This window comes from Sphingomonas sp. PAMC 26605, from assembly GCF_000241485.1.
Classification (GTDB): domain Bacteria; phylum Pseudomonadota; class Alphaproteobacteria; order Sphingomonadales; family Sphingomonadaceae; genus Sphingomonas.
Genome location: NZ_JH584241.1, coordinates 1,013,857 through 1,038,807, shown reverse-complemented (window position 1 = coordinate 1,038,807; position 24,951 = coordinate 1,013,857). Strand labels below are relative to the sequence as shown.

The 24,951-nt window shown below is 67.4% G+C and carries 21 protein-coding genes and 1 tRNA gene; 10 read left to right on the top strand and 12 right to left on the bottom strand.

Annotated features, from left to right (window positions below; all coding sequences use genetic code 11):
* Nucleotides 1–11 precede the first annotated feature (11 nt).
* The gene (locus tag RH90_RS04680) at nt 12–902 is read right to left on the bottom strand and encodes a LysR substrate-binding domain-containing protein (protein WP_010184189.1); all 891 of its coding nucleotides are present in this window, start codon (nt 900–902) and stop codon (nt 12–14) included.
* A 325-nt stretch (nt 903–1,227) separates the two neighbouring features.
* Here RH90_RS04680 and RH90_RS04675 point away from each other — a divergent pair, with 325 nt between their 5' ends.
* Nucleotides 1,228–3,510: a CDC48 family AAA ATPase gene (locus RH90_RS04675; protein WP_010184188.1), complete on the top strand. Its 2,283-nt coding sequence runs from the start codon at nt 1,228–1,230 to the stop codon at nt 3,508–3,510.
* Between the two features lie 157 nt (nt 3,511–3,667).
* Here RH90_RS04675 and RH90_RS04670 read toward each other — a convergent pair whose 3' ends face one another.
* Nucleotides 3,668–4,957, bottom strand: a complete 1,290-nt coding sequence (locus RH90_RS04670; protein WP_010184187.1) for an MFS transporter — start codon at nt 4,955–4,957, stop codon at nt 3,668–3,670.
* Nucleotides 4,954–6,138 (bottom strand): phospholipase D-like domain-containing protein, encoded by a 1,185-nt coding sequence (locus RH90_RS04665; RefSeq protein ID WP_029625033.1) that lies wholly within the window; start codon nt 6,136–6,138, stop codon nt 4,954–4,956. The genes RH90_RS04670 and RH90_RS04665 overlap by 4 nt, the downstream gene beginning before the upstream one ends.
* Nucleotides 6,139–6,206: 68 nt before the next feature.
* Here RH90_RS04665 and RH90_RS04655 point away from each other — a divergent pair, with 68 nt between their 5' ends.
* Nucleotides 6,207–6,728 (top strand): hypothetical protein, encoded by a 522-nt coding sequence (locus RH90_RS04655; protein WP_010184185.1) that lies wholly within the window; start codon nt 6,207–6,209, stop codon nt 6,726–6,728.
* A gap of 84 nt (nt 6,729–6,812) precedes the next feature.
* Entirely contained in the window at nt 6,813–7,157 is a 345-nt protein-coding gene (gene rpoZ / locus RH90_RS04650) for a DNA-directed RNA polymerase subunit omega (protein ID WP_010184184.1), read from the top strand.
* 352 nt (nt 7,158–7,509) lie between these two features.
* Here rpoZ and RH90_RS04645 read toward each other — a convergent pair whose 3' ends face one another.
* Complete coding sequence (locus RH90_RS04645) at nt 7,510–8,181, bottom strand: RlmE family RNA methyltransferase (protein ID WP_010184183.1); 672 nt, start codon at nt 8,179–8,181, stop codon at nt 7,510–7,512.
* Nucleotides 8,178–9,302, bottom strand: a complete 1,125-nt coding sequence (locus RH90_RS04640) for a Ppx/GppA phosphatase family protein (protein WP_010184182.1) — start codon at nt 9,300–9,302, stop codon at nt 8,178–8,180. The genes RH90_RS04645 and RH90_RS04640 overlap by 4 nt, the downstream gene beginning before the upstream one ends.
* A 195-nt stretch (nt 9,303–9,497) precedes the next feature.
* On the opposite strand from RH90_RS04640, the gene RH90_RS04635 reads away from it, so the two are divergent.
* Both RH90_RS04635 and RH90_RS23325 read left to right on the top strand, forming a co-directional pair.
* Nucleotides 9,498–9,571: transfer RNA gene (locus RH90_RS04635), tRNA-Gln, on the top strand.
* Nucleotides 9,572–9,943: 372 nt separating this feature from the next.
* Entirely contained in the window at nt 9,944–10,330 is a 387-nt protein-coding gene (locus RH90_RS23325) for a hypothetical protein (protein WP_157134516.1), read from the top strand.
* Nucleotides 10,331–10,948: 618 nt separating this feature from the next.
* On the opposite strand, the gene RH90_RS04625 is transcribed toward RH90_RS23325, so the two are convergent.
* The 5 genes from RH90_RS04625 to RH90_RS04605 are packed head-to-tail and all read right to left on the bottom strand — an operon-like array spanning nt 10,949 to nt 16,682.
* On the bottom strand, nt 10,949–11,719 hold the full coding sequence (locus RH90_RS04625; protein WP_010184180.1) for a hypothetical protein: 771 nt from the start codon (nt 11,717–11,719) through the stop codon (nt 10,949–10,951).
* Nucleotides 11,716–13,077 carry a cytochrome P450 gene (locus RH90_RS04620; protein ID WP_010184179.1) on the bottom strand — a complete coding sequence of 454 codons (1,362 nt, stop codon included), beginning with the start codon at nt 13,075–13,077 and terminating at the stop codon, nt 11,716–11,718. The genes RH90_RS04625 and RH90_RS04620 overlap by 4 nt, the downstream gene beginning before the upstream one ends.
* Before the next feature lie 47 nt (nt 13,078–13,124).
* Entirely contained in the window at nt 13,125–14,828 is a 1,704-nt protein-coding gene (locus RH90_RS04615) for a Dyp-type peroxidase (RefSeq protein WP_010184178.1), read from the bottom strand.
* Complete coding sequence (locus RH90_RS04610; protein ID WP_010184177.1) at nt 14,825–15,829, bottom strand: hypothetical protein; 1,005 nt, start codon at nt 15,827–15,829, stop codon at nt 14,825–14,827. The genes RH90_RS04615 and RH90_RS04610 overlap by 4 nt, the downstream gene beginning before the upstream one ends.
* Nucleotides 15,822–16,682, bottom strand: coding sequence for a hypothetical protein (locus RH90_RS04605; protein WP_010184176.1), 861 nt, complete (start codon nt 16,680–16,682; stop codon nt 15,822–15,824). The genes RH90_RS04610 and RH90_RS04605 overlap by 8 nt, the downstream gene beginning before the upstream one ends.
* A 431-nt stretch (nt 16,683–17,113) precedes the next feature.
* Between RH90_RS04605 and RH90_RS04600 the strand changes: the two genes are divergently transcribed.
* Nucleotides 17,114–17,884 (top strand): NosD domain-containing protein, encoded by a 771-nt coding sequence (locus RH90_RS04600; RefSeq protein ID WP_037492638.1) that lies wholly within the window; start codon nt 17,114–17,116, stop codon nt 17,882–17,884.
* Between the two features lie 54 nt (nt 17,885–17,938).
* On the opposite strand, the gene RH90_RS21975 is transcribed toward RH90_RS04600, so the two are convergent.
* The gene (locus RH90_RS21975; protein WP_010184174.1) at nt 17,939–18,553 is read right to left on the bottom strand and encodes a hypothetical protein; all 615 of its coding nucleotides are present in this window, start codon (nt 18,551–18,553) and stop codon (nt 17,939–17,941) included.
* A 312-nt stretch (nt 18,554–18,865) separates the two neighbouring features.
* On the opposite strand from RH90_RS21975, the gene RH90_RS04590 reads away from it, so the two are divergent.
* From RH90_RS04590 to RH90_RS04580, 3 genes are read left to right on the top strand one after another with little or no spacing between them, the layout of a single operon-like run.
* Nucleotides 18,866–22,009, top strand: a complete 3,144-nt coding sequence (locus RH90_RS04590) for a YdbH domain-containing protein (protein ID WP_157134515.1) — start codon at nt 18,866–18,868, stop codon at nt 22,007–22,009.
* On the top strand, nt 22,006–22,239 hold the full coding sequence (locus RH90_RS04585; protein ID WP_010184172.1) for a YnbE family lipoprotein: 234 nt from the start codon (nt 22,006–22,008) through the stop codon (nt 22,237–22,239). Before RH90_RS04590 ends, RH90_RS04585 begins: the two co-directional genes overlap by 4 nt.
* Nucleotides 22,239–22,616 (top strand): DUF1318 domain-containing protein, encoded by a 378-nt coding sequence (locus tag RH90_RS04580; RefSeq protein WP_010184171.1) that lies wholly within the window; start codon nt 22,239–22,241, stop codon nt 22,614–22,616. Before RH90_RS04585 ends, RH90_RS04580 begins: the two co-directional genes overlap by 1 nt.
* 132 nt (nt 22,617–22,748) lie before the next feature.
* On the opposite strand, the gene RH90_RS04575 is transcribed toward RH90_RS04580, so the two are convergent.
* Entirely contained in the window at nt 22,749–24,140 is a 1,392-nt protein-coding gene (locus RH90_RS04575; RefSeq protein ID WP_010184170.1) for a NupC/NupG family nucleoside CNT transporter, read from the bottom strand.
* 124 nt (nt 24,141–24,264) lie between these two features.
* On the opposite strand from RH90_RS04575, the gene RH90_RS04570 reads away from it, so the two are divergent.
* The gene (locus RH90_RS04570; protein ID WP_010184169.1) at nt 24,265–24,951 is read left to right on the top strand and encodes a queuosine precursor transporter; all 687 of its coding nucleotides are present in this window, start codon (nt 24,265–24,267) and stop codon (nt 24,949–24,951) included.

Here is a 24,951-nt window from a genome sequence, read left to right as displayed (position 1 = left end):
TAACTTTCCCCTCAAACCCCCGGATCGGCGATCGTCGCGATCAGCCAGTCGTGGAACAGCCGCACCGGCTTCTGCGTCAGCGCGCGCGGGCGGCACGCGAACCAATAGCTGTACGGGCTCTCGACCGGGATATCGAACAGCCGCACGATCCGGTCGTCGCGCGCTTCCTCGAAATGGCTGGCGTGCATGAAGGCGATGCCGAGCCCCTGCGCCGCCGCCTCGAGCATCAGCGCGCCCGAATCGAAATGGTCGATCGCGAGCGGCTCGAGATCGGTCAGCCCGGCCGCCGCGCGCCACGCGCTGAACGTGTCGGGCATGTCGCGATGGACGAGCGCGGTCAGCCCGGCGAGCTGCTCGGGCGCGGTGATCGGGTTCGGCCCTTCGATCATCGCGCTCGCGCCGATGACATAGACCTGGTTGCGATCGAGCCGCTTGGCGTAAAGCGCCGGGTCGATGTCGCGCGCGAGCGCGATCACGGCGTCGAGCCCTTCGCCCAGCCGCGATAGCAAATGCGCCGCGGTATCGATGTCGAGATGCAGCTCGGGGTGTTGCGCGCGCAATTCGCCGAGCCGCGGGAACAGCTGCTGCGATGCCCAGAGCGGGAGCAGCCCGAGCCGCAGCCGCAGCACGTCGGTGTTGCTCGTCATCACCTCGACAGCATCGGAGAGCTGGTCGAGCGCCGGCGCGATCTGCTGCAGCAGCCGGTCGCCATCGGCGTTGAGCACCACCGCCTGATGGCGGCGTTCGAACAAGGGGCGGCCGATGAAACGCTCGAGCGCCTGGATCCGCCGGCTCAGCGCGGGCGGCGACAAAGCAAGCTCCTGCGATGCCGCCTTGATCGAACCGGTGCGGGCGACCTGCACGAACGCCTCGATCGCGGTTAGCGGCGGCAGTCTACGCATCGTTGGCTTATCCCCCTCTGGCAACGGTGTCTTGTGCGGCGCACCAAGATACCGTCGGCTCTAAATTCATCATTCCCGCTCGACACCCATATTGCAACGGTTGCAGAAACGACAATCGCAATCGGTTCTTTCGCACTTGCAACATAATCCGTCGTGGCGCATTTAGACGGTGCCTTTCAGGCATCCTCTCCTAAAACTTTCAAGGCCGATCCCTCCGGGGGTCGGCCCTTTTTTTGTCCTGCGCGCGCCGCAGCGCCGCCCTCGTATTCGTGGAACCGCATGCCTATCTCGCGCGCTCACCGGGTTTACGCGAGGAAAAGATAGCATGGCGGACGTCGAGACGCCGATTCGGAAATTGCAGGTCGCCAATGCGCGGCCCGAGGATAGCGGGCGCGGGCTCGCGCACGTGCCGCGCGCGATGCTCGCCGCGCTCGGGCTGGGCGAGGGCGATGTCATCGAGATCGTCGGCAAATCCTCGACGCCTGCGCGCGCGGTTGCGCCCTATGCCGAGGACGAAGGGCTCGACATCATCCGTATCGACGGTCTGCAGCGCGCCAATGCCGGCGTCGGCTCGGGCGATTTCGTCGAGATCCGCGCGGTCGAATCGAAGGCCGCGACGCGGGTGATCTTCGCGCCGGCGCAGCAGAATCTGCGGTTGCAGGGCTCTTCGAACGCGCTGAAGCGCACCTTCTTCGGCCGTCCGCTGACGCAGGGCGATGTCGTCGCGACCGCCGGCCAACAGCGCGTCGACAACATGCCGCCGGGCGTCCAGAACATGCTGCGCGCGCCGGCCTATGCGCTGCAGGAGATCCGCCTCGCGGTGATCTCGACCGTGCCCAAGGGCGTGGTGCATGTCGACGAGACGACCGAGATCGAGCTGCGCCCCGAATATGAGGAGCCCAAGGAAGCGCGCCGCGCCGACGTCACCTATGACGATATCGGCGGCATGGGCCCGACGATCGACCAGCTGCGCGAGATGGTCGAGTTGCCGCTGCGCTACCCCGAGCTGTTCCAGCGGCTGGGCGTCGATCCGCCCAAGGGCGTGTTGCTGCACGGGCCGCCCGGAACCGGCAAGACGCGGCTCGCGCGCGCCGTCGCCAACGAATCGGCGGCCGAATTCTTCCTGATCAACGGGCCCGAGATCATGGGCTCGGCGTACGGCGAATCGGAAAGCAAGCTGCGCCAGGTGTTCGAGGAAGCCGCGAAGGCTGCGCCCTCAATCGTCTTCATCGACGAGATCGATTCGATCGCGCCCAAGCGTGGGCAGGTGTCGGGTGAGGCGGAGAAGCGGCTCGTCGCGCAGTTGCTGACGCTGATGGACGGCTTGGAGGCGCGCGCCAACGTGGTGGTGATCGCCGCGACGAATCGCCCCGAGGCGATCGACGAAGCGTTGCGCCGGCCGGGCCGGTTCGACCGCGAGATCGTCGTCGGCGTTCCCGACGAGCGTGGGCGTCGCGAGATCCTCGGTATCCACACACGCGGCATGCCGCTCGGCGACCGCGTCGATCTCGATGAGCTGGCGCGCACGACCTACGGCTTTGTCGGCGCCGATCTTGCGGCACTCGCGCGCGAAGCAGCGATCGAGGCGGTGCGCAAGCTGATGCCACGGCTCAACCTGTCCGAGGGAACGATCCCGCCCGAGATCCTCGACACGCTTGCCGTCACTCGCGAAGATTTCGTCGATGCGCTCAAGCGCGTCCAGCCGAGCGCGATGCGCGAGGTGATGGTCGAGGCGCCGCGTGTCCGCTGGGACGATGTCGGGGGGCTCGACGATGCGCAGATGCGGTTGAAGGAGGGCGTCGAACTGCCCTTGAAGGACCCCTATGCGTTCCGTCGGCTCGGCATCCGTCCGGCCAAGGGCTTCCTGCTCTATGGTCCGCCCGGCACCGGCAAGACCTTGCTGGCAAAGGCGGTCGCGCGTGAGGCGCAGGCCAACTTCATCGCGACCAAGTCGAGCGATCTGCTCAGCAAATGGTATGGCGAGAGCGAGCAGCAGATCGCCAAGCTGTTCGCGCGCGCCCGCCAGGTCGCGCCGTGCGTGATCTTCATCGACGAACTCGATTCGCTGGTGCCGACGCGCGGCAGCGGGATGGGCGAACCGCAGGTCACCGAGCGCGTGGTTAACACGATCCTCGCCGAGATGGACGGGCTCGAGGAGCTGCAGTCGGTCGTCGTGATCGGGGCGACCAACCGGCCGAACCTGATCGACCCGGCGCTGTTGCGGCCGGGGCGGTTCGACGAGCTGATCTATGTCGGCGTGCCGAGCCGCGATGGGCGCGCGCGGATCCTGGCGATCCAGACCGCCAAGATGCCGATCGCCGAGGATGTCGATCTCGACGTGCTGGCCGGGCGGACCGATCGCTTTACGGGCGCCGATCTCGAGGATCTGGTGCGGCGCGCGGGGCTTACCGCTTTGCGCGAATCGCTTCAGGTCACGCAGGTGACGATGGCGCATTTCGAGACGGCGCTTGCCGATTCGCGCGCGTCGGTCACGCCGGAACTCGAGCGCGAGTATGAGACGATGAAGGCACGGCTGAAGCAGGATGCGACCTCGCTGCAGCCGATCGGCTTCGCCTTCCCGCCGCGCGCGAAGGAAGAAGCGAGCTGACCTCGCTCCTCCCCTCCCTGGAAGGGAGGGGCTGGGGGTGGGTCGGCCCGTAGTCGGGGGTGGCGTTCGATAACGGGCCAACCCACCCCCGACCCCTCCCTTTCAGGGAGGGGAGGAAGAAGGTCAGCGCGCCCTCCCTTCCAGGGAGGGGAGGAGGTCAGCGCGGCTCGCGCAGCTTCACCCAGGCATAGCCGAACAGCGCCATCATCGCCGCGCCCGCGACCAGATACGGCAGCGAATGCTGCACCTGGTACAATCCCACCCCGATCGACGGCCCGAGCACGAACGCCGCGCCGTTGATCGAGGTCACCTTGCCCGCAACCGACCCCTGCGCGGCATGCCCCACCGCCAGCGATGCACCGGCAGTGAAGGCAGGACGCGTGAACCCGAACCCGACGCTCGCCAGCGCATAGGCGCACGCCAGCGTATAGAGCGACGTCGCGATCCCGGTCAGCGCACACCCCGCCGCCGCGAGCACCAGCCCGGCAAGCATCATCCGCCGAGGGCGCAGGTTGAGATTCGGAATGATCCCCCATTGCACCAGCAACGCCGCCCCCGCGCCGATCATCAGCACGATCCCCGTCGGCTGGAGCGCCTCGTCGGGCGCGAGCCGCAAGCGGTCGATCACCAGAAAGCCGATCGCCTGCCCTGTCATCGCCTGGCCGTGCCCCGAGACGAGCCCGGCGATCATCCAGCCGCGGATTCGCCGATCGGTGTAGCGGACATGCTCGCTATGCGGCTCGGTCGCCGCGGTGATGCTCGCGCCCGAGCTCTGCCCGCCGATCGAGGGATAGGCGCTCGCCGCGCCATGCGTATCGGCCTGCGGGACGCGGTCGTTGGGCAGCAACTGCCGCACCGCGACGAACACGATCAGCCCGAACAGCGCGAAGACGAACGCCGGCCCGGCAAGCTCGAGCTTGATCCCGCCGATCGACCCGAGCCGCAGGAACGGCGCGAGCGTCGGCCCGAGGATCGTCCCCAGCCCGAACGCCGAGCCGAGCAACGTCAGCGCCTTGGTCCGCTCGGCGCGCGTCGTATTGCCCGCGACCAGCGCCTGCACCGCGGGCGGTGCCGCCGAGCCGAGGCTGCCATAGATCAGCCGCCCGAGGATGAAGCAGACGAATGCCGCGGTCCCGCTGATCCAGCCGTTGATCCCCGCGACGAGGAACACGCCGCATACGCCGAGCGACACGCACAGGCCGCCCAGGCCGAGCAGGATCATCGCGCGCCGCCCGTGCCGGTCCGAGCGTTTCGCCCAAAACGGCGCGGCGATCACCCACAGCAAGGCCGAGACCGAGAAGGCCGCCGCCACCGCGCTGTCGGCGACCTTCAACGATCGCCCGAGCGCGGGGAGAACCGATTGCAACGCGGTGTTGGCCGCGGCGATCGTCAGCATCACCGTGAACAGCAGTGCGAAATCGCGATCGATCCGGGCGGCGGATTTCACCGCTCGGGCCCGAAATTGAGCCGCTTGGTGATGTTATAGTCGAGCACCGTCATCACGAAGAAGGCGGCGAACTGGCGTGTCCGCGTCCACCAACCGGTATGCTGGCGATAGCTCTGCGCGGTGATCCGCTCCGATTCGGCAATCTCGCCATCGACATAGGAACGGACATGCGCGGCGAATTCTGCATCGTCGATCCGCAGCATCATCTCGAGATTAAGGAACAGGCTGCGAATGTCGTAATTGGCCGAGCCGATATAGACGACGTCGTCGATCAGGAAGAGCTTGGTGTGGAGCTTGGTCGGCTGATATTCGTAGATCTGGACGCGCTTGCGCAGGAGCCCCGCATAGGTGAAGCGCGACGCCCAGATCGCCGCGCCGTGATCGTTCTTCGACGCCAGCACGATCCGCACCTGCCCGCGCATCCCCGCGCGGTCGAGCCGCCGCAGCATCCCCGGGTTCGGCGCGAAATAGGCCGAGATCAGATCGACCTTGGCGGCCCGCTCGAGATCGGACTTCACCGCGCGCGCCCAGGGCGACAGCCGTCGCGTCGGTCCGCCGAACAGCCAGCGGACTTGCCCCTCGGGTTCGCTCCACGCCTTCAGCGCGCGGCGCAGCGAGCGCAGCGGCGGCTTGGGCTGCTTCGACCAGTTCGACAGCGCGTCGAAATAGCCGGTGATGCGCTCGGCCGCCGGCCCCTCGACGAGCAGCCCGAGATCGCGCCACGCTTGCTCGGCGGGGGTGCCGAAATAGGCGTCCTCGACGTTGAACCCGCCGATGATCGCGCGTGCCGCGCTGCTCTCGCCATCGGCGAGCGCAAGCTTCTGGTGGTTGCGCAGCAGATAGCGCCGCCCCCAGCGCGGCACGAAGCGGCAGACATGGACGCCCGCATCGCGCAGCGGATCGAAGAAATTGTGGCCCTCGGCGACCTCGCTGCCGAGCCCGTCGACGACGAGCGAGACCTTCACCCCGCGCTCGGCCGCGCGGATCATCGCCGCGCGGACCTTCGCGCCGGCGTCGTCGTCGACATAGATGTAATAGATGATGCGCAGCGTGGCGCGCGCGCCCTCGATCAGCGCGATCAGCGTGTCGAGCCGGCGCGGGCCGGTGTCGAGCATCGTCAGGCGGTTGCCGGCGACGGTGAAGGTCGGTTGCTGGGCGGGGTCGGGGGCACGGTCGGGCATGCGCGCCTTGGTGATGGCATTGCGGCGCTTGCGCAAGCCGTTGACGCGGCGCCGACGAGGGGGCTAGCATGGAATCGCTCCGAAAAGGGATCGCCATGCTGCTCGCCCTCGCCTTGCAAGCCGCCAGCACGCTGCCGGCCCCGGGTGATGGTTTTGCCGAGCACGCCTTTGCCCATTTCAGCCGGGCGCCAGCACTCGCGCACAGCAGCGAAACCGTCGATGTCGCGCTTGCCTATGTGCCCTATTCGACCGCGCCGGCGGCGTATACGATGCGGCTGACGCGGCGACGCTTTCAGCAGTCCGATGCAATTTTTTGGGCCGACAGCCGTTCGTGCCCGGCGATGCGGCCGGTGCTCGATGCGATGCGCGCTGTGGCGTTGCCAAATCCGCGCGTTCCGGGGATCGATTCCGATGGCGACATCATCATGGATGGCGCGGGGTATCGCCTGACAACGATGGCGCGCTTTGCCGACGGGCAGGATGGCGAGCTCGGCTATAGCTCGAATGTCGGCACGCCGCTTGCCGCCTGGGTCGATCACAGCCTTGCGGCGCTGGCGCGATGCTGGTCGTCGCGCCCGCCGGAGGGCTGAGCTGCGGGCGTTTCCTTGACTCCGCAGGGGATAGCGCCTAGGGGATCGCCTTTCCGACTATCGTCGTTTTGAAGGAAGCCGTTCATGGCGCGCGTCACTGTCGAAGATTGCGTCGACAAGATTCCCAACCGCTTCGATCTCGTCCTGTTCGCCGCCCAGCGCGCGCGGCAGATTTCGGGCGGTGCCGAGATCACGATCGATCGCGATCGCGACAAGAACCCGGTCGTCGCGCTGCGCGAGATCGCCGAGGAAATGGTGCATCCGCCGACGCTCAAGGAATCGGTGATCCAGAGCCTGCAGCGCGTCCAGGTCGACGAAGACGATGTCGCCGATGCGGTCGGCTCGCTGTCGGCCTCGGCCGAGGCGCTGCGCCTCACCGCCGCTGCGCCGCCGCGGAACCAGAATCTGGGCGCTGATTACGAAGGCTAAGGCCCGAGGCTAACGGCAAAGCCGCTAGCCGAGGATCAGCCGCAGCCCGGACGGCGACCGCGCGGGCTTGTCCCCGCGCGTGTCGGCCGACGGCGTGGCTTTGCCACGGCGCGCTTGTTTTTCTCTAACATTGACGCGCCTTTCAGTTCCCCGGCGAAGGCCGGGGCCCAGTCGCGTAGCGCGGATTGATCGCGCGTGGGGCATGCCCCGTGCGTTCCCACGCCTTGGCCCCGGCCTTCGCCGGGGAGCCGCTCCGATGACGTCGCGCCCATATCCCGGCTCGGCAAAGCCGACCCGTCGGTCGTGCTGCGCACGCCGGCCGGGGTCGGTCCGCGACGCGGATTAGCAAGCGCTAATCCGCTGACCGACCCTTGAACCCCTGCGCCACCACATACCACTCGCTCGACGCCTTCCGGCTCGCCGGCGGCTTGGCGTGCTTCACGGTGGTGAAGTTACGCTTCATCTCGGCGACGAGCGCGGTATCCGCACCGCCCGCGAACACCTTGCCGACGAACGCGCCGCCCGGCTCGAGCACGTCGATCGCGAACGCCAGCGCCGCCTCGACCAGCCCCATCGTGCGCAAAGCATCGGTCTGCGGATGCCCGACGGTGTTCGCCGCCATGTCCGACAGTACCAGGTCGGGCGTCCCGCCCAAGCCCGCCATCAGCCGCTCGGGGGCGACGTCGTCCATGAAATCGAGCTGGAGGATCGTCACCCCCTCGATCGGATCGACCGGCAGCAGATCGATCCCGACGATCGCCGCCTTGGGCACCTGACGGCGCACGACCTGCGCCCAGCCGCCCGGCGCGAGCCCGAGATCGACGACGCGGCGCTTGCCCTTCAAGAAGCCGAACCGCTCGTCGAGTTCGCTCAACTTATACGCGGCACGGCTGCGGAAGCCGTCGGCCTTGGCGCGCTTGACGTACGGGTCGTTGAGCTGGCGCTCGAGCCAGCGCGTCGATTGCGCGGTGCGCTTGCGCGCGGTCTTGACGCGGACGCGCAGCCCGCCGCCGTCGTTGCTCATGCCGTACTTCCCATCAAGCGCCGGAGAATGCCTTCGCGGATGCCGCGATCGGCGATGCCGAGCCGTTCGGCCGGCCATAGATCCATGATCGTCTCGAGGATCGCGCAGCCCGCGACGACCAGATCGGCGCGTTCGGTGCCGATGCAGGGGAGCTGGGCGCGCTCGCGCAGATCCATCGCGGCGAGGTCGCGGCTGATCGTGCGCATCGCGGTGGCGGGGACGATCAGTCCGTCGACCTGCGCGCGATCGTAATGGCTGAGCCCGAGATGGACGCTGGCGAGCGTCGTCACCGTGCCCGACGTGCCGAGCAGCCGCGGCACCGGGATCCCGCGCGGCAGTCGCGCGGCGAACGGCGCCATGCTCTCGGTGACGAGCTCGCGCATCCGGGCATAGGCGGCGGCGCGTCCCTCGGCGCCGCCATCCTGCCCCGGCGGGCCGTGCCCCGCGCTTTCGGTCAGCGACACCACGCCCCACGGCGCGCTGTGCCAGTCGAGCACGTGCGGCGTCTCGGCGCGCGTATCGACCAGCACCAATTCGGTCGATCCACCGCCGATATCGAACACCAAAGCGGGGTCCTCGCCCGGCTCGATCAGCGAGTGGCAGCCGAGCACGGCGAGCCGCGCCTCTTCCTCGGCGGTGATGATGTCGAGCAGGATGCCCGTCTCGGCATAGGCGCGCGCGATGAAATCGACGCCGTTGCTCGCGCGGCGGCACGCCTCGGTCGCGACCGCGCGCGACAGCGTGACGTTGCGGCGGCGCAATTTGTCGGCGCAGATCTTCAGCGCGGCGATCGTGCGCTCGATCGCGGCATCGCTCAGCTTGCCCGATCCCGCGAGCCCTTCGCCGAGCCGGACGATTCGCGAGAAGGCGTCGATCACCGCGAAGCCGTCGCCTTGCGGGCGGGCGATGAGCAGACGGCAATTGTTGGTGCCGAGGTCGAGCGCCGCGAAATGGCGTGGCTCGCGCGACCGAGCGGCACCGGTCCTTACGGTCGCACCATTGGCCGGACCTTTGACGGCCTGTGGCTTGCCGGGCGGCCTGCCGGGGGGCTTTCCGTTGGACGGCGCCGGACGAGCAGGTTTTCCCTGCCGGTACGGCACATCCGGCGATCGATCCGCCATGCCGTGATACTCGCTTATTCTGTTCTGCCGTCGCGGCTCGCCGGATGGCGCGCCGTTCGGTGCTTGGGCGCGATCCTAGCGGAAGCCCCGACGAGCGGCAAGCGATGCGACGGGTGATGCGACGGGCGTGTCACGCGATCGGTTGACAGTCCCCGCGCACGCCCGTAGATCGCTGCCCGGCCCACGCCCTGCTGATGCCCCGTCGTCTAATGGTAAGACTGCGGTTTCTGATACCGCCTATTGAGGTTCGAATCCTCACGGGGCATCCAGCCATCCATTCATCCTTTGACGCCAAGCTCGACCTCCGTGACGGGCGCTGTCTCGATCGCGCTTTGCCTTGCTCGCGGTCGCGCGCGGTGCCGTCCCTGGAGGGGTGTTCCGAACTGCTTGGGAAAACCAACACCGCTTGGAAGAGAGGGCGCTTCGCCCCAGGCACGACCGCCACTACTGTGCATCCGTGGCCGTAAGATGTCGCAATCGTCCGGCCGACCGATGGCCGGTATTCGCGTCCTGCCATCCCTCTTTCGCCGCGTTGGTCGGCGGCGAGACAGCAGGCGCGGCGAGTCTTCCGATCGCCGAATGCCTTTTCGGCTCGGCTATTCAATCACGAAGTTGCAACCGCTTGATCTTGGCATTTTGACATGAAGATTGAAGGTGCATTTGCTCTTGGGAGAAACCTCGCAGCGAATGACGTGGCCGGCGTCTTCGTAGGAGATATTGCATCGATCGTTGTAGGGCGTGGTATAGTCCCATCCGTTGCACGAAAAACTGATGTTCCAATAATCGAAATGCGCGTTGAAGCCGGTCTCGAACGTAATTTTTTCTGTTTGGCTATTTTGGGACGGTTTGAGGGAATCGACGCTCAGGACGGTGGTATGATCACCACTGGTATGGGTAAGTACGACCTTGGTGATCGTAAATCCCGTATGATTCGCGACCATCATATCGCAGGTACGAGTCGTCGATCTATTGGTGCTATCGACGTCGGGATCATTCTTCTTGGTGTCGGTGCCATCGTTCCGTTGTAAGGTGTCGCTCATTTCCCGCTCCTATCCTCGATAAGTACTTCGCGGATTGTAACAAGGACGGCGAAAGCGAACAACCAATGCAAGATCGGAACTGGAGCCAACGGCAGAGTCGCTCGGTCGCCGGCGAATCGGTTTCCGGCAGGGCGCTTTCGACCCACGCTTGGGTAAAGCGGCGGCGTAAGAACCGCTTTGGACCAATGGCCAAGCTGCCGCCGCGCGCCAAGCCCGATCCGGCCATGCGGAGATACCTCCATTCCGGCCCGCATCTCCGCCGCTTCGACAGACGAGCGCAGCCGCGAGCCGCAACCGGCTCGCCGCGCCGAGCAGCTTGCGCTGCCCTCGATCGAGCCCGGCGAAGATCTGCCGCGCGCCGCGCGCAGCGGCGTCCTCAACCCGCGCAGGGGCGCGATATACGCATGCGGTGACGCACGAACGGGGGATGCGATCGGGCCGGGCAAAACGGTGCTGGGAGAGTGCGGCATCGGCCAAAAGACCCGTCGCCTGCTTGGGTAGCGCGCCGTCGATTCCGACGTAGAGGACGATGCCTGGTGTCCAAGGGGACCGCTCCAATCTCCAGCGGAAGCGTCTGCCTATGGCGGCGTTCCGCGCTTCGGCGCGTCAGCCCGCGGTGAAGCCGCTGTCGTACAGCCGCTGCACGAACGCTGCGGTCGGACGGGCGCGGAACTCCTCGATCAGCGTGCGCAGCGCGGGCGGCATCGCCGCGAGCGGCGGCATCAGCGCGCCATAGCCACGCGGCAGCAGCAGCGGCGCGGCGGCGCCGCACAGCGCGATGTCGCCGATGGTGAGCCGGTCGCCGACGAGATAGCGCCGCCCGTCGGCGATGCGTTGATCGGTGGCGTCGAACGCCGTGCGGATCCGCAGCGTCGCGACCGCCGCGCGCGCGGCCGAGAGCCCGAGCGCGAGCGTGATCAGCCCGCGTAGGAGCGGATAGGTCAGCGGCAGCAACCGTACCTCGAGCCGGGTCACCGGAGCGGCGAAGATCGGCTGCATCAGCGCGCGCTCGGGCAGCAGATGATGATAGGCGACGACCGCGACGTCGGTGCCCATCGCGCCGTTATAGCGCGCCCAGTCGGCCGCGACCTCCGCAGCCAGCGGCTCGGCATCGGGGATCAGGCGATCGGGGGCGGGGAGCGCGGCGTCGAAATGCTGCGCGATCGCATAGGGACCCGTGAGCGCGAAGCCAGCACCGAACAGCAGCGGAATCCGGCCATAGCCGCCATGCAGCAGCGTATGCAGCGCGGCGCACACCAGCAGATGGTCGCGCTCGGCCACGGCGATCCCGTAATGGCGCGCGACCAGCCGAGCCGTCTCGCTGTCGATCATCGGCTGGAAGGTCAGCATCGTCGCTGTGACGGGCGCGCCGCTCATAGGTCGAACTCGAGATGGAAATGCTGCGGAAACGGCGTGCCGGCCTGGTCGATCTGCCCGCGCGCACCGCTTGCGCGGCGCAGGTTGGGCTGAGCGAGCAACGGCTTGAGCAAAGCCGGCAGCACCGCGCGGTTGATATGCGCGCCGAAACAGGCGTGCATCCCATAGCCCCACAGCATGTAGGTCTCCCACGGCCGATCGATGCGGAAGGCGGTCGCGTCGGGAATCACCAGCGGGTCGAACATCGCCGACAGGTTCGACGCCATCACGATGCTGTCCTTGACGATCCGGCGGCGGCGCAGCTTGCCGCCCGCGATCACCGTGTCGTGCATCGCGCGGCGGTAGACGATCGGGTTGAGCGGGCGGAAGCGCAGCGCCTCGAACACGTGCGCGGCGAGCGTCGCGTCGTCGCCCGCGCGCGCGGCGGCGCAGGCCGCGGCGAAAGGCTGCGGGCGGTCGAGCAGTTCGTCGAGCGCGAGATTGGCGGTGGCCGACAGCGTCGGCAATTCGCCGATCAGCAGGCCGATCAGATTGTTGCGGATGTCGCGGTCGGTCATCCCCGGCAGGCCAGCGTCGCCCATCGCGAGGCAGCGGCCGAGCACGTCGTCCTTGGGCGGCGCCGCACGTCGCTCGGCGATATGGCCGTCCATCCACTCGCGAAAGCGCGCCGCGGCGGCGGTGGCGCGCGCATCGAGGTCGGGATCGGCCTGCAGGTCGATGAACAGATACCAGAAGAGCAGGGTGGTCCATTCGGCGATCGCGGCTTCGGACGGGCCGGGGGTGCCGAAATACTGGTCGAGCAGCCCCGCCGCGACCGGCTGGGTGAGCGCTTGCGGAACGTCGATCGCGCCCGGCACGATCGCGACGACACCGGCGGCGGCGCGGGTCACATAGGGGGTGATGATCGCAGGCACGTCGTCGCGCCGCACCACCAGCCGCATGTTCGACGTGTCGCGCGTGTAGCGCGGACTATCCTGCATCCCGAGGAAGAAGTTCTCGCCGGCGGTGATCGCCTCCATCCGCGGCGCATAGACTACGCCGAAATCGGCATCGCGGGTGAGGATGTCGGTGACGTCGGCGTGGCGGCTCGCGATCGCGGTGATGCCGTTATTGGGGTAGGCCAGGATCGTCCGGCGGTTGAGCACCAGATTGGGCTGGAGCAGCCGCAGCAGCGCGAACACGTGGCGCTGCCCCGCGGCGCCGCCGATTGCCGCGCCCAGCCGACTGGCGATCGTCCCCCCGCTGCCGAACAGCGCGCCGATTCCGCTCGCGATCAGCCAGAGCAGCGCCCACAGCCCCTGCAGGATCAGCAGCAGCCGACGCCACAGCACGGTCGGCAGGTTGAGCAGCCATTGCACCGGGGCGTCTCCTCTTTTCTTGCGGCAGGTGGCGAGCGTGCGGGGGATCAGGTCGGGTCGATGATCCCCATTCCGATCATGCGGAGCGCGGTCATGCTGGGGAGGAAGAAGTAATCCCCGCCGCGCGGCTCGACCAATTGCGGGATGCGGTCGCACAGGAAGGGGAGCTCGCCGCTTTCGGGATCGACCGCGATCACCAGCTTGGGCTCGTCCTTCGCATCATGGTTGCCGATCACCGGGCAGGTGTCGCTGCCCGCGTTGAAATCGAGCCCGTATTGCATCCATTGCTGCTGGACGAACTCGAACTGGCGGAACAGATCGGTGCAGATCGCCATGAAGATGATGCCATGGTCGCCCGCGTCGCTCGGCGCGCTCGGGTCGTATTGGCCATAAGGCAGCCCGCGGCGCAGGATACGGCGGCGGTTGATGATCGCCGAGCCGTCCTGCGACATGCCTTTAGCGTCGAAGGTCGGCCCGAGCGCGTCGCGCGGGTTGGCGCGGCGCAGATGCGAGGTCACCGGGCATTTCGCGCCGGCGGGATCGGACGCATAGATGAAGTTGGTGAATTTCAGCGCGATCTCGGCGAGCTTGGGCTTGTCCTTCGCGCGCCGCGCCGCGTCGAGCTCGGCGCGGAACTGCTGCCACGCGGCATAGGTCGGCGCGATCATCAGCGGCACGCCGTCTTCCCAGCGGCCGACCATCTTGGCCTTGATCGTCTCGACCGCTTCGCCGTGCGGCACGGCGTACAGCGCGGCATAGCGGGTCGCCTGATCGTCGAGATAGGCGTGGAACGCCGCGACATCCTCGTGCAGCTTGCGATAGGCCATGAAGGTGCCGTTGCGGCTGAACGCGATCGGCATCGCCGCGCCGGGGATCTCCTGCGCTTCGTCCGGGTAGCCGAGCAGGAACTCGCCGGTCGCGAGCGGTTCCCAGCTGCCGTCGCGCATCAGCTTGCCGCCGCCGGCGACGCGGACCCGCTCGGCCTCGCCCGAGAATTGCCCCGAAAAGACCGGGTCGCCGAAACCATCCGACAGGCCGAAATGCTCCTTGTTGGTCGGCCAGCAATTGGCGCCATCGGCGCGCATCACCGCGGAGAGGTCCTGCCATTTGGCGTTGTGCGGCCCGACTCCGTCGAGCAGCACCACGCCGCCGTGTGATATCTCGGAGAAGCCGAGGATCGCGTCGGTTTCCTGGTCGAGCTCGACGCAGGCGGTGCCGTCGGGGTTTTGCCGCGCATAGAGCGTGAGCAGGATATGGACGCGCGTGTCGCCGTGCGAGTCGCGCCACACCGCATCGCGCGAGTCGAGAAAGGGATCGTCGCCGAGCAACGCGGCGCGCGCCGCCATCCCGTCGATAAAGGCGTCGGGCATGCCGCGCAGCGTGCGCGTCGGCACGCCGAGCGCGAGCAGCCCCATGAAGGTGAAGCCGATGTTGAGCGTCACCTTGGGCTTCTCCAGCTGCACCCGCCCCGGATAATCCGGCTCGCCCTCGGCGCGGACGATGTCCTTGACGCGCGGGTTGCGCGTGCGCAGCAGCGGTTCCTCGCGCGTGGGATCCTTCCAGCGCGCAGCGGTGGTGATGCGCGGGCGCAGCGCTTCGACGAACGCGCGGCCCGCGCGCGCCTCGCGTACGCTCAGATAGAAATTGCGGCCCTTGGGGAATCCGTCGCCATAGGTGCGCAGGATGCCGCCCTGGATATCGGCGAGGTCGAGCAGGGTCGCGGTCGGGGCGGCGTTGAGCGCGTTGGTCATGCGGCGTCTCCGGGCAGCGTGCTGCGGATCACGCCTGCGGGCTGGGTCGGACCGTCGAGGTCGGCGGGCCTGGTGGCGATCAGGAAGGCGCGGAACGCAGCGCCCCACTCGGCGGGGTCGCGGCGCTGCTGCGCGATCGCGAAGCGGGTGAAGGCCTGTTGCAGGTAGAGCGCCTTGAGCACGTTGCGCAGATCGCTGCCGGGCGCGGCGGGATAGGGTTGTCGCCCCTTCCACAGCACCCAGTAATAATCGATCACCAGCCCGACGATCAGCAGCGCGAGCCCGGCCCAGGGCAGCCACGCCCAGTCGCTCCACCCGGCGAAACCTGCCGCCCACGCCCATCCGGTCCAGCGCAGGAAAGCCGCCACCAGCGACGCGAGCAGCAGCAGCGCGCCCGTCCCGGGCAGCAGTATAAGGCCGGGGATCGAGATCGAACTCAGCTTGGGCGGGACGTACCAATAATCGTGGAACGGCATCGTCGTCTCGATCTGGCAGCGCAGCATGTAGGTCGCGAAGCCCGCCGCGTCGGCGACCTGGTCGAAGCCGTAGCAATATTGGAAGATCGAGCGGAGCTCGGGCGCCATCTGCCCCCACAGTTCCTCCAGATAGCGGCGCGGTTCGCCGCTGCCTTCGGCGTCGGGAAGGTCGAAGTCGATCATCCACAGGATGTACGGGCAGGGGATCTGATCGACCGGCTGGGGATCGAGCAGATCGGTCCGCGCCACGATATTGACCAGCGCATCTTTATGGTCGCGACCGTTGAAATAGGGCTGGTCGAGGATCGCGAAGCGCGTGAAATGCGTCCTGAGGTTACGCGAAAACGGGCTGTTGAGCCCGATCTTTTCGGTCGCGTGCGATTGCAGCGCGGTCGGCAGCGTCTCGAGCACTTCGCGCACGACATGGATCGGCGAGCTGTCGATGTCGCCATGGTGCACGACGCCTTCGTTGCACACCGGCACGGCGGCGGTGAAGAAATAGGTGCTGACGTCGATATTAGCCATTGGACGTCTCCTCGCTGGCGGCCGCCGGCGGTTTGGGCGGCGCCGGCTCGGCGCGGCCGCCGGGCGTCGGCGCGTCGAGCGCGGCGGTGACCGCGGCGCGGACCGAGCCGCGTGCGGCCTCGTCGGCATTCGCGCTCGACGCGATGACGCGCGCGGCGGAGACCGGCTGCAGGTCGCGCTCCGCCGCGAGCGGGCCCGTGCCGCCTTCGCCCCAGCGACGCAGCTCGGCATCGGCGCGGTTGCGGTCGGCAGCGGCGGTGTCACAGCTTGCGACCGGCGCATAGCCCGGCGCGCCCAGCCCGCCCTGGTTCGAGATCAGCAGCCGCTCGAACGCGGCGGCGAGCGCGGCATCTCCGAGCCCCTCGGCCCTGGCCGCAATTCCGGCAAGCGCGTGCGACAGACTGAGCGCCAGCTTGATGTCGCGCTGCCCGCTACCGGGGGTCGCGTTGTAATAATATTGGGTGTCGATCTGGTTGGCGCGGATATAGTCCTTGAACGGCGTGATCGGGATCGAGTTCGGATATTTGCTGCTTGCATACCAGAACAGGTCGAGCCCGCCCGGGATGCCGTCGGCGAACGCGTCGATATACTGATCCCAAGTCCCGTTGAAGTTGCTGCAGAACAGCATGTAGTCGTTCGCCAGATCGGCCTGTGGCTGGCCGAGCTGCGGCCATTGCTCGCGACGAATGATCACCCAGCGGGCGAAGTGGATAAAGCCCAGGCCCAGCAATCCCGCCAGCGTGGCCGGAATGGCCCGCGAGGCCATGAACAATAAAATATTGATCCACGTGATGCTCGGCCGCATCGGCGTGACAACGTTCATCGCATAGGCTTTGCCCGCCAAATTGCTCATTGGTCCATCCCCCGAGGAACAACACACACCAGTCTCGATGAAGCAAAAGCAGGGAATCGGCAAACAACGCGTTCCGGCCTCTATAGCTGGTATAGTAGAAGACGATTTGGCGATCGGGCAAGGCGTTTTGCAAAATGTGAGATTTGCGCGCCAGACGTCACCGCGGGCTAATATTTGTAATAAGATCATAATACATAAGGCTTCGATTTTCGACCGACAAAAGCCAGAAGTATCGATCTTGAATTCATAGTTCGGCGTGGAAAAATATATCGAAAGAATATCGTATGGAATATGACGCGTATATCAGATCAATAATACCGTATATTGTGTGGATCTACCATAGTCTATCAAATGCCTTAGCTTTGTCGTCAGAATGTGCTAGGCGTCGCTTGGCTGAGTATAGCGCGTTCGCTCGTCTTTGAGGGGGGATCATGCGCAATATCTTCAGGACTATACTCGTCTGCTTCGCCATGCTGGTGGTCGGCACTGCCGCCCCGGCCTTCGCGCAGGCGACCCGAACCTGGATTTCGGGGGTCGGCGACGACGCGAATCCGTGTTCGCGCACGGCTCCCTGCAAAACCTTTGCCGGTGCCATTTCGAAGACCGCAGCCGGCGGAGAGATCAATCTGATCGATTCGGGTGGTTTCGGCGGGGTGACGATCACCAAGTCGATCACGCTGCGAGCGGTCGGGGTCGAGGCCGGAGTCCTCGTGGCCGGAACCAACGGCATCGTCATCAACGCCGCCGCGACCGACAAGATCGTGCTCGAGGGGCTCGATCTCGAAGGCTTGAAGAACAATGGCTCGGTCCCGCCGCTATCGGGCGTGCTGATCGCCAGGGCGGGCGAGGTCCTGATCCGCGATTGCGATATCCGCAATTTCGACACGGGCATCCTCATCCAGACCGCCGATCAGTCGCGCGTCACCGTCGATCAGTCGATGCTGACCGGGAGCAATAACGGCATCATCGTCAATTCGACGCCGGGTTTCGGCCATCTGAAACTGTTCAATTCGCTGCTGGTCGGAAACACGACCGACGGCGTAAAGGTCACGGGCGCGAACAACGACGTGTTCATTGCCAACGATCAGATCCTGGGCAGCGTGAAGTCGCTCGACATCCTGTCGGGCGGGCTGGTGCGGTCGTTCGGCAACAACGTGATCCCGACCGGCGACCCGCCGACCTCGACCACGCCGCTGCAATAAGCGCCTAGGGGACGCAACGCGGCCGCGCGGGCGGACGGGTTCCGGGGGGGCGGGTCAATAGGCGATATGGCGCAACGTGCTCGCGAACGCGCGCAGGATTCGATCGCGTGTCGTCGAATCGGTCATGACTTCGGCGAAACTCGGGATGTCGGCGCGGCGAAAGCCGGCTTTCTCACGCACCGCCAGCGGGCGATAGCGAAGCCCGGTGCGGCGTGCGATATCGTGGAGGCTCTGTTCGAGCTCCTCATAGCGATAGAGCCGGTCGATGATCAGCCGGCCCTCGCCATCGGTGTAGAGCGCGTCGTCGACCGGAAACACGCCACGCTCGACGAAGGCGTGCCAGCTCCGCGGTGTGGTCGCGCTGTAATGCTCGGGCGAGTGGCGGAGCATCGCGTAGAAGGACAGGCATTTGTCGACCGGATGCCGCTCGAAGGCGAATTTGTAGGCGGCGTCGAAATGCTCCGGCCGGGCGGCGCTGATCGCCTGCGCCGGCATGTGGTTGTAATAGCCGCTCGCGTTGCGCGGCGTGTGATGCGGGTGAGGCGGGTAGATCGGGGTGACGATCGCATCCGCCGCGCACTCCGACGCCAAATGCACTTCGAGCGAAGTGCCAGCGGTCTTGTGCGTCTTGATGAAGATGAAGTCGGGCTCGAACGAGACGATCGTCATGGTGCATCGCGATACAATAGAGAAGGATAGATGTGCGATGGAATGTGTAGCATGCCCCATTCGGTTAAGTGTCGTGTAGACATGATCGTCACGATTCGAAATATATCTACCATGTTTAGATTCGTATAGCGCAAACATACTTGTGGTCATCTTGGCGAGAAAGCTTGCCACTGCAAGGCTGGATCTACCATCGTGTGCTCTCCAGGGCCCCGTAGCGGCCAGATCGACCTCGCCTGCTACCACCGGCCCGCCGCACAGCCTGCGTTCGCGCGATCGCTTGCGAGCTTGCGCGCGGCACAATAGGGATGCCGGGTGACCGAGAGTGTACCAGGCGCAGCGGCGGTTGCGGACGCTTCCACCCGTCGTCGCGGCTGCTGGTGGATTGTGGGTGCCGTGCTGCTCGCGCTGGTCGTGATCGGTGGCGTGGCATGGTTGGCCCGCAAACCCGTGGCGCGGCATTTCATCGACGACGCGCTCGCCGCCCGCGGGATTTCCGCGCGCTATGACATCGCGCAGATCGGCGTGCGTACGCAGCGGCTGACCAACGTGCGGATCGGCGACCCGCTCCACCCTGATCTGCGCGCCGATCGGGTCGAGGTCGATACCAGCCTGGGGGTCTCGGGCGCGAGCGTCAGCGCGATCCGCCTCGGAAATGTCGCGCTGCGGGCGACGCTCGCGGGCGGGAAGGTCTCGTTCGGCGTGATCGATCGGCTGTTGCCCGCGCCGTCGGGCAAGCCGTTTGCGCTTCCGGCGATCGATCTGGGCGTCGCGGATGGTCGGATCGATCTGGCGACGCCGCACGGTCCGGTCGTGGTGCATCTGACCGGGGCGGGGCGGCTCGATGACGGCTTTGCGGGGACGCTCGGGGCGGCGGCGGCGCGGCTCGATTTCGGCGATTGCCGGTTTGAGGCGGTCGATGCGGTGTTGCAGGTCCAGATTCGCGACGCGCGGCCGAGCCTGACCGGGCCCGTCACGCTCGGCCGCGGCGCCTGCGGCGGCGGACAGGTCCGCTCGGCGCGCGCGGACCTGTCGGCCATGCTCGCAGCGCGGCTCGATAGCGCGCAGGGATCGGCGCGGCTGGCGATCGCGGCGCTCGGGGGCGGCGGGGTGGTGCTGCGGACGGTGGCGGGGACGGTCGATTTCGCCGGGTCTGTCCGCGACGTCGCGGGCCGCATCGATCTGCAGTCGGGCAATGCTGCGGCGGCCGGGATCACCGCAGCGCGGACGTCGATTGTCGGGCAGTATCGCTATGCGGGCGGCGGCCTTGCGGTCGATGCGCGCGCGCGAGCCGGTGGCGCGCGGCTGCCGCCCGCGTGGCGGGCACGACTCGATCCGTTGCGCGATGCGGGAGCGGGGACGCCTGTCGCGCCGATCGTCGCGAAGGCGGTCGACGCGCTGCGCGCGGCGGCAGTGTCGGGCGATCTCGACGCGCGCTTCTCGACGATCGTCAATGCGGGGCGCGGGCAGGTCCGCGTTTCGCGGCTCGGCTTCGCGGCGGCATCGGGCGCGCGGGCGACGCTTACGGGTGGGGAAGGCCTGTTGTACCGCTGGCCGGGCGGCGTGCGCATCGACAGCAGCATGACGCTGAGCGGCGGCGGCCTGCCGAGCGCACAGCTGCGCGTGCGCCAGGCGGGGTTCGGCGCGCCGCTGACCGGGCGCGCGATCGTCGCGCCCTATGGCGCGGGCAGCGCGCGGCTGGCGCTGTCACCGATCGATTTCAGCGCGACCCGAACCGGCGCGACGCACATCACGACGCGCGTCGCGCTCAGCGGGCCGATCGGCACCGGCCAGGTGACCGCGCTCAGCCTGCCGCTCGACGCGCGCTGGGACGGCGGCGCTCGACTGACGCTCAATCCCGCCTGCGCGCCACTCGCGTTCGAGCGGCTGCAGACCGGCGGACTCGATCTGCCGCGGTCGAGCGTGACGCTGTGCCCGCGCGACGGGGCGCTGTTCCGGCTCGAGCGCGGGGCGATGCGCGGGGGCGGCGCGATCGGGCCGATCCGCCTTGCCGGGCGGCTGGGGGCGGCGCCGGTCGGCGTTACGCTCGAGCATGGCGAATGGCTGCTGGCGGCGCGGCGCTTCACCGCCGCGGGGCTCGGCGTACGTCTGGGGACACCCGAGCGACAGACGCGGCTCGATGTCGCGACGCTTGGCGGGAGCCTGACGGCTGCGGGCATCGCGGGCAGCTTCGATGGCGCGGGCGGCCAGATCGGTGCCGTGCCGCTCTTGCTGTCGTCGGCCGCCGGACACTGGCGGTTTGCGGCGAATCGGCTGGCGCTCGACGGCGGCGTGATGGTCGCCGACAGCGCGGCCGACCCGCGCTTCAAGCCGCTCGCCGCGCGCGGCGTCGCGCTGACGCTCGCGGGGAATGCGATCAGCGCGGCCGGGACGTTGTTCGAGCCGATCAAGAGCATCAGGGTCGCCGACGTCGCGATCGCGCACGATCTCGGCGCAGGCGCGGGCCATGCCGATCTCAGCGTTCCCGGCATTACGTTCGGGCCGCAATTCCAGCCCGACCAGCTGACGCGGCTGACCTTTGGCGTGATCGCCAATGTCGTCGGCACCGTGTCGGGGGCGGGGCATATCCTGTGGACGCCGCAAGGCGTGACGAGCGACGGCGTGTTCCGCACCCCCGGCACCGATCTCGCCGCCGCGTTCGGCCCGGCGACCGGGATCGCGGGCGAGATCCGCTTCACCGATCTGCTCGCGCTCGAGAGCGCGCCGGGGCAGGTCGTGACGATCAAGACGCTCAATCCGGGGATCGCGGTCAATGACGGCGTGGTGCGCTATCAGCTGCTGCGCGGCACGCGGATCGCGGTCGAGCAGGGGCGTTGGCCGTTTGCGCAAGGCACGCTGACGCTCGAGCCGACCGTGCTCGATTTCGGCACTGCGCAGGAGCGTCGGCTGACGTTCCGGGTCGACGGGATGCAGGCCGACCAGTTCCTCCAGCAGTTCGACTTCAAGAATCTCAACGCCACCGGCGTGTTCGACGGCGCGCTGCCGATGGTGTTCGATGCGACCGGCGGGCGCATCGAGCAGGGGAGGCTGGTGGTGCGGCCGGGTGGCGGCACGGTCGCCTATGTCGGCGAGGTGACGCAGAAGGATGTCGGCTTCTGGGGCAATTTCGCGTTCCAGGCGCTGAAATCGCTGCGCTATCGCAGCCTCGAGATCGTGATGAACGGCCCGCTCGCGGGCGAGATGATCACCGAAGTGCGCTTCGCCGGGATCGGGCAGGGGGCGGGCGCCAAGCGCAACTTCCTGTTCGACCGGCTGCAGAAGCTGCCCTTGGTGTTCAACGTCAAGATCACCGCGCCCTTCCGCCAGCTGATCGATTCGGCGCAGAGCTTCTATGATCCGCGGCGCCTCATTCAGCGCAATCTGCCCGCCTTGCTCGAGGAGCAGAGCAAGCGCGCGGCTCCCCCCATTCAGCCTTCCGACAGCAGGATCGTGCCATGACCGAAACAGCATTGACGACGCGTGCCGATCGCCCGACCAAGGCGGTGATGAACAGGATGATAACGTTGGCCGCGCTGGCGGTGTGTTGGGTGCCGGGCGGCTGCGTCACGGTGACCGCGCCCGACAAGCCGATCGTGATCAACCTGAACATCAGCGTGACGCAGGAAGTGGTCTATCGTCTCGACGGTCAGGCGAAGAGTTTGATCCAGTCCAACCCGGGGATTTTCTGATGGCACGCATGGTCTTCAAGATGGTCGCAGTCGTCGCCCTGCTCGGCAGCGCGACCGTCGCGCTGGCGCAGCGCAACCCGGCCTATCAGGCGGCGCGCGCGGCGGGCGAGGTCGGCGAGCAGCCCGACGGCTATCTCGGCGTGGTCGGCAGCGCGAGCGCCGAGGTGCGCGCGCTGGTCAACAGCATCAACATCCAGCGCAAGGCCGCCTATACCCAGCAGAGCGCGAGCTCGGGCGCGACGGTCGAGCAGTTCGCCTTCACCAGCGGGTGCAATCTGATCGGCCAGACCGCGCCGGGGGAGAAGTATAAGGGGCCGGATGGCCAGTGGAAGACGCGTGGCGCTGGCGCGCCGGAGCGTGATTCGCGCTGTATCTGATCCTTCGTCACCCCGGGCTTGTCCCGGGGCCCACCGGGCCGCGCGAACTGCGGCCGGTGCGTGTGCGGCACGGTGGATCCCGCGACGACCCCGGGGTGAGGTAGGGGTAAGCGCTAGCTAGCCGCGCGGCGCTTACGGTTTTGCCACCGTCGCGGGCGCGACGACCGCCGCCGGCGTTCTCACCGTGGGGTGCGCGGGTGCGTCGGGGACGAGCAATCCGGCAAGCGCCGCCGACATCAGATTGGCGAGGCTCCCCGCCGCCAGCGCCTTCAGCCCGAGCCGCGCGATCATCGGGCGCTGATTGGGGGCGAGGCTCCCGGTCACCGCCATCTGGATCGCGATCGACGAGAAATTGGCGAAGCCGCACAGCGCGAAGGTCACCACCGCGATGGTGTGCGTGCTGAGGCTCTTTTGCGTGCCGAGGCTGATATAGGCGACGAATTCGTTGAGCACGATCTTCTGCCCGAACAGCCCGCCGGCGATCTGCGCCTCTTTCCACGGCACGTTGAGCAGTACCATGATCGGCGCGAACACCGTGCCGAGCAGCCCCTGGAAGCTCAGCGCGGGATAGCCGAACCATCCGCCGATTCCGCCGAGGATGCCGTTGGCGAGCGCGACGAGCGCGACGAACGCCAGCACCATCGCGCCGACCGCGACCGCGAGCTTGACCCCGGTCTGCGCGCCCTGAGCTGCCGCCATGATGATGTTGGCGGGCTTTTCCTCGTCATGGCTCGCCTGTGGCATCGGTTCGCCGGGGGTGCCCTCTGGCAACAGCGCCGCCGGGCCCTGGCCGCTGATCCGCGCTTCGGCGAGCTGGATATTATCCTCGGGATGGTCGCCGAGCGGGAGCTCGCCCTGTCGCGCAGGCTCGTCGGGCATCATGATCTTGGCCATCAGGATCCCGGCGGGCGCCGCCATGAAGCTCGCCGCGAGCAGATACTCGATGCGGATCCCCATCGAGGCATAGGCCGCGAGGATCGTGCCCGCGACGCCGGCCATCCCGCTGGTCATCACCGTGAACAATTGCGCCGGGGTCAGCCCGGCGAGATAGGGGCGGATGACGAGCGGCGATTCGCTCTGGCCGACGAAGATGTTGGCGGCGGCGCACAGTGCCTCGACCTTCGACACGCCGATCACCGCCTCGATCGCGCCGCCGAGCCAGCGCACGATGAACTGCATGATGCCGAGATAATAGAGGATCGACACCAGGCTGGCGAAGAAGATGATGACGGGCAGCGCCGCGATCGCGAAGCTGTTGCCACCGATCTCGGGGCGGGCGAGCGGGCCGAACAGGAAATCGACGCCGTTATGCGCATAGCCGAGCAGATTGGCGACGCCGCCCGACAGGAACTGCAGCGCGGCGACGCCGGCGGGCACCTTGAGCACGAGCACCGCGATCGCGACCTGCAGCGCGAACGCCGCGCCGACGACGCGCAGCCGGATCGCGCGGCGGTTGCTCGACAGAGCGAAGGCGATCAGCAGGATGACCGCGATGCCCGCGGTGCCGATGAGAAGGCGATTCATGAAGGTCGTTACTCGCGTTGAAGCCGACACGCGGCCCCCCGCGCAAGCGCGCCACCATACAGCGCAGCGCGGCAGGGGCTAGTGGCGGTTTGCTCTGCGCGTGAAACCGGCTAGCGTCGCTGCGATGGACAAAGCTGCTTCTCCCGCGCTCGGCGGCATTCCGCGCTCGCTCTTCGCTTTCTCGATCTTCTACGGCGGGATGGTCTGCATCGCCGGCGTGCTCGGCAACAAGCAGGTCTCGCTCGGCCCGATCTCGGCGATCGGGCCGCTGTTCGGCCTGGGGCCGCTCGCGGTCGAGGCGGGGATCTTCGCCTTCCTGCTGCTCGTCGTGACGTCGAGCGCGGTTGCTGAGCTGCATGGCGGAGCGGTCGCCACCCGCCTCGTGCGGATCGGGTTCGTGCCGTTGCTCGTCTCGATCCTGCTGTCGTGGATCGTCTGGCTGCTGCCGCCGTCGCCCGCGATGCTGCCCGCCAATCGCGATGCGATCCAGCTCGTGCTCGGCGCGACGTGGCGGATCTGGGCGGGTGGGATCGTCGCCTACGGCGTGTCGCAGACGCTCAACGTGACGATCTTCGCGGCGCTCAAAGGGCGCGAGGGGAGCAGCCTGTTATGGCTGCGGGCGGCGATCGCGAGCATGTTGAGCCAGGTCGTCGATACGTTGCTGTTCGTGACGATCGCGTTCTACGGCGAGTTCCCGATCGGCCAGCTGCTCGCCGGGCAGATGCTGATCAAGGTGGTGCTCTCGGCGCTGCTCGTGCCGCCGGCGATCTATCTCGCGGTCGCGATCGGGCGGCGGTTGGATCGCGGCTGA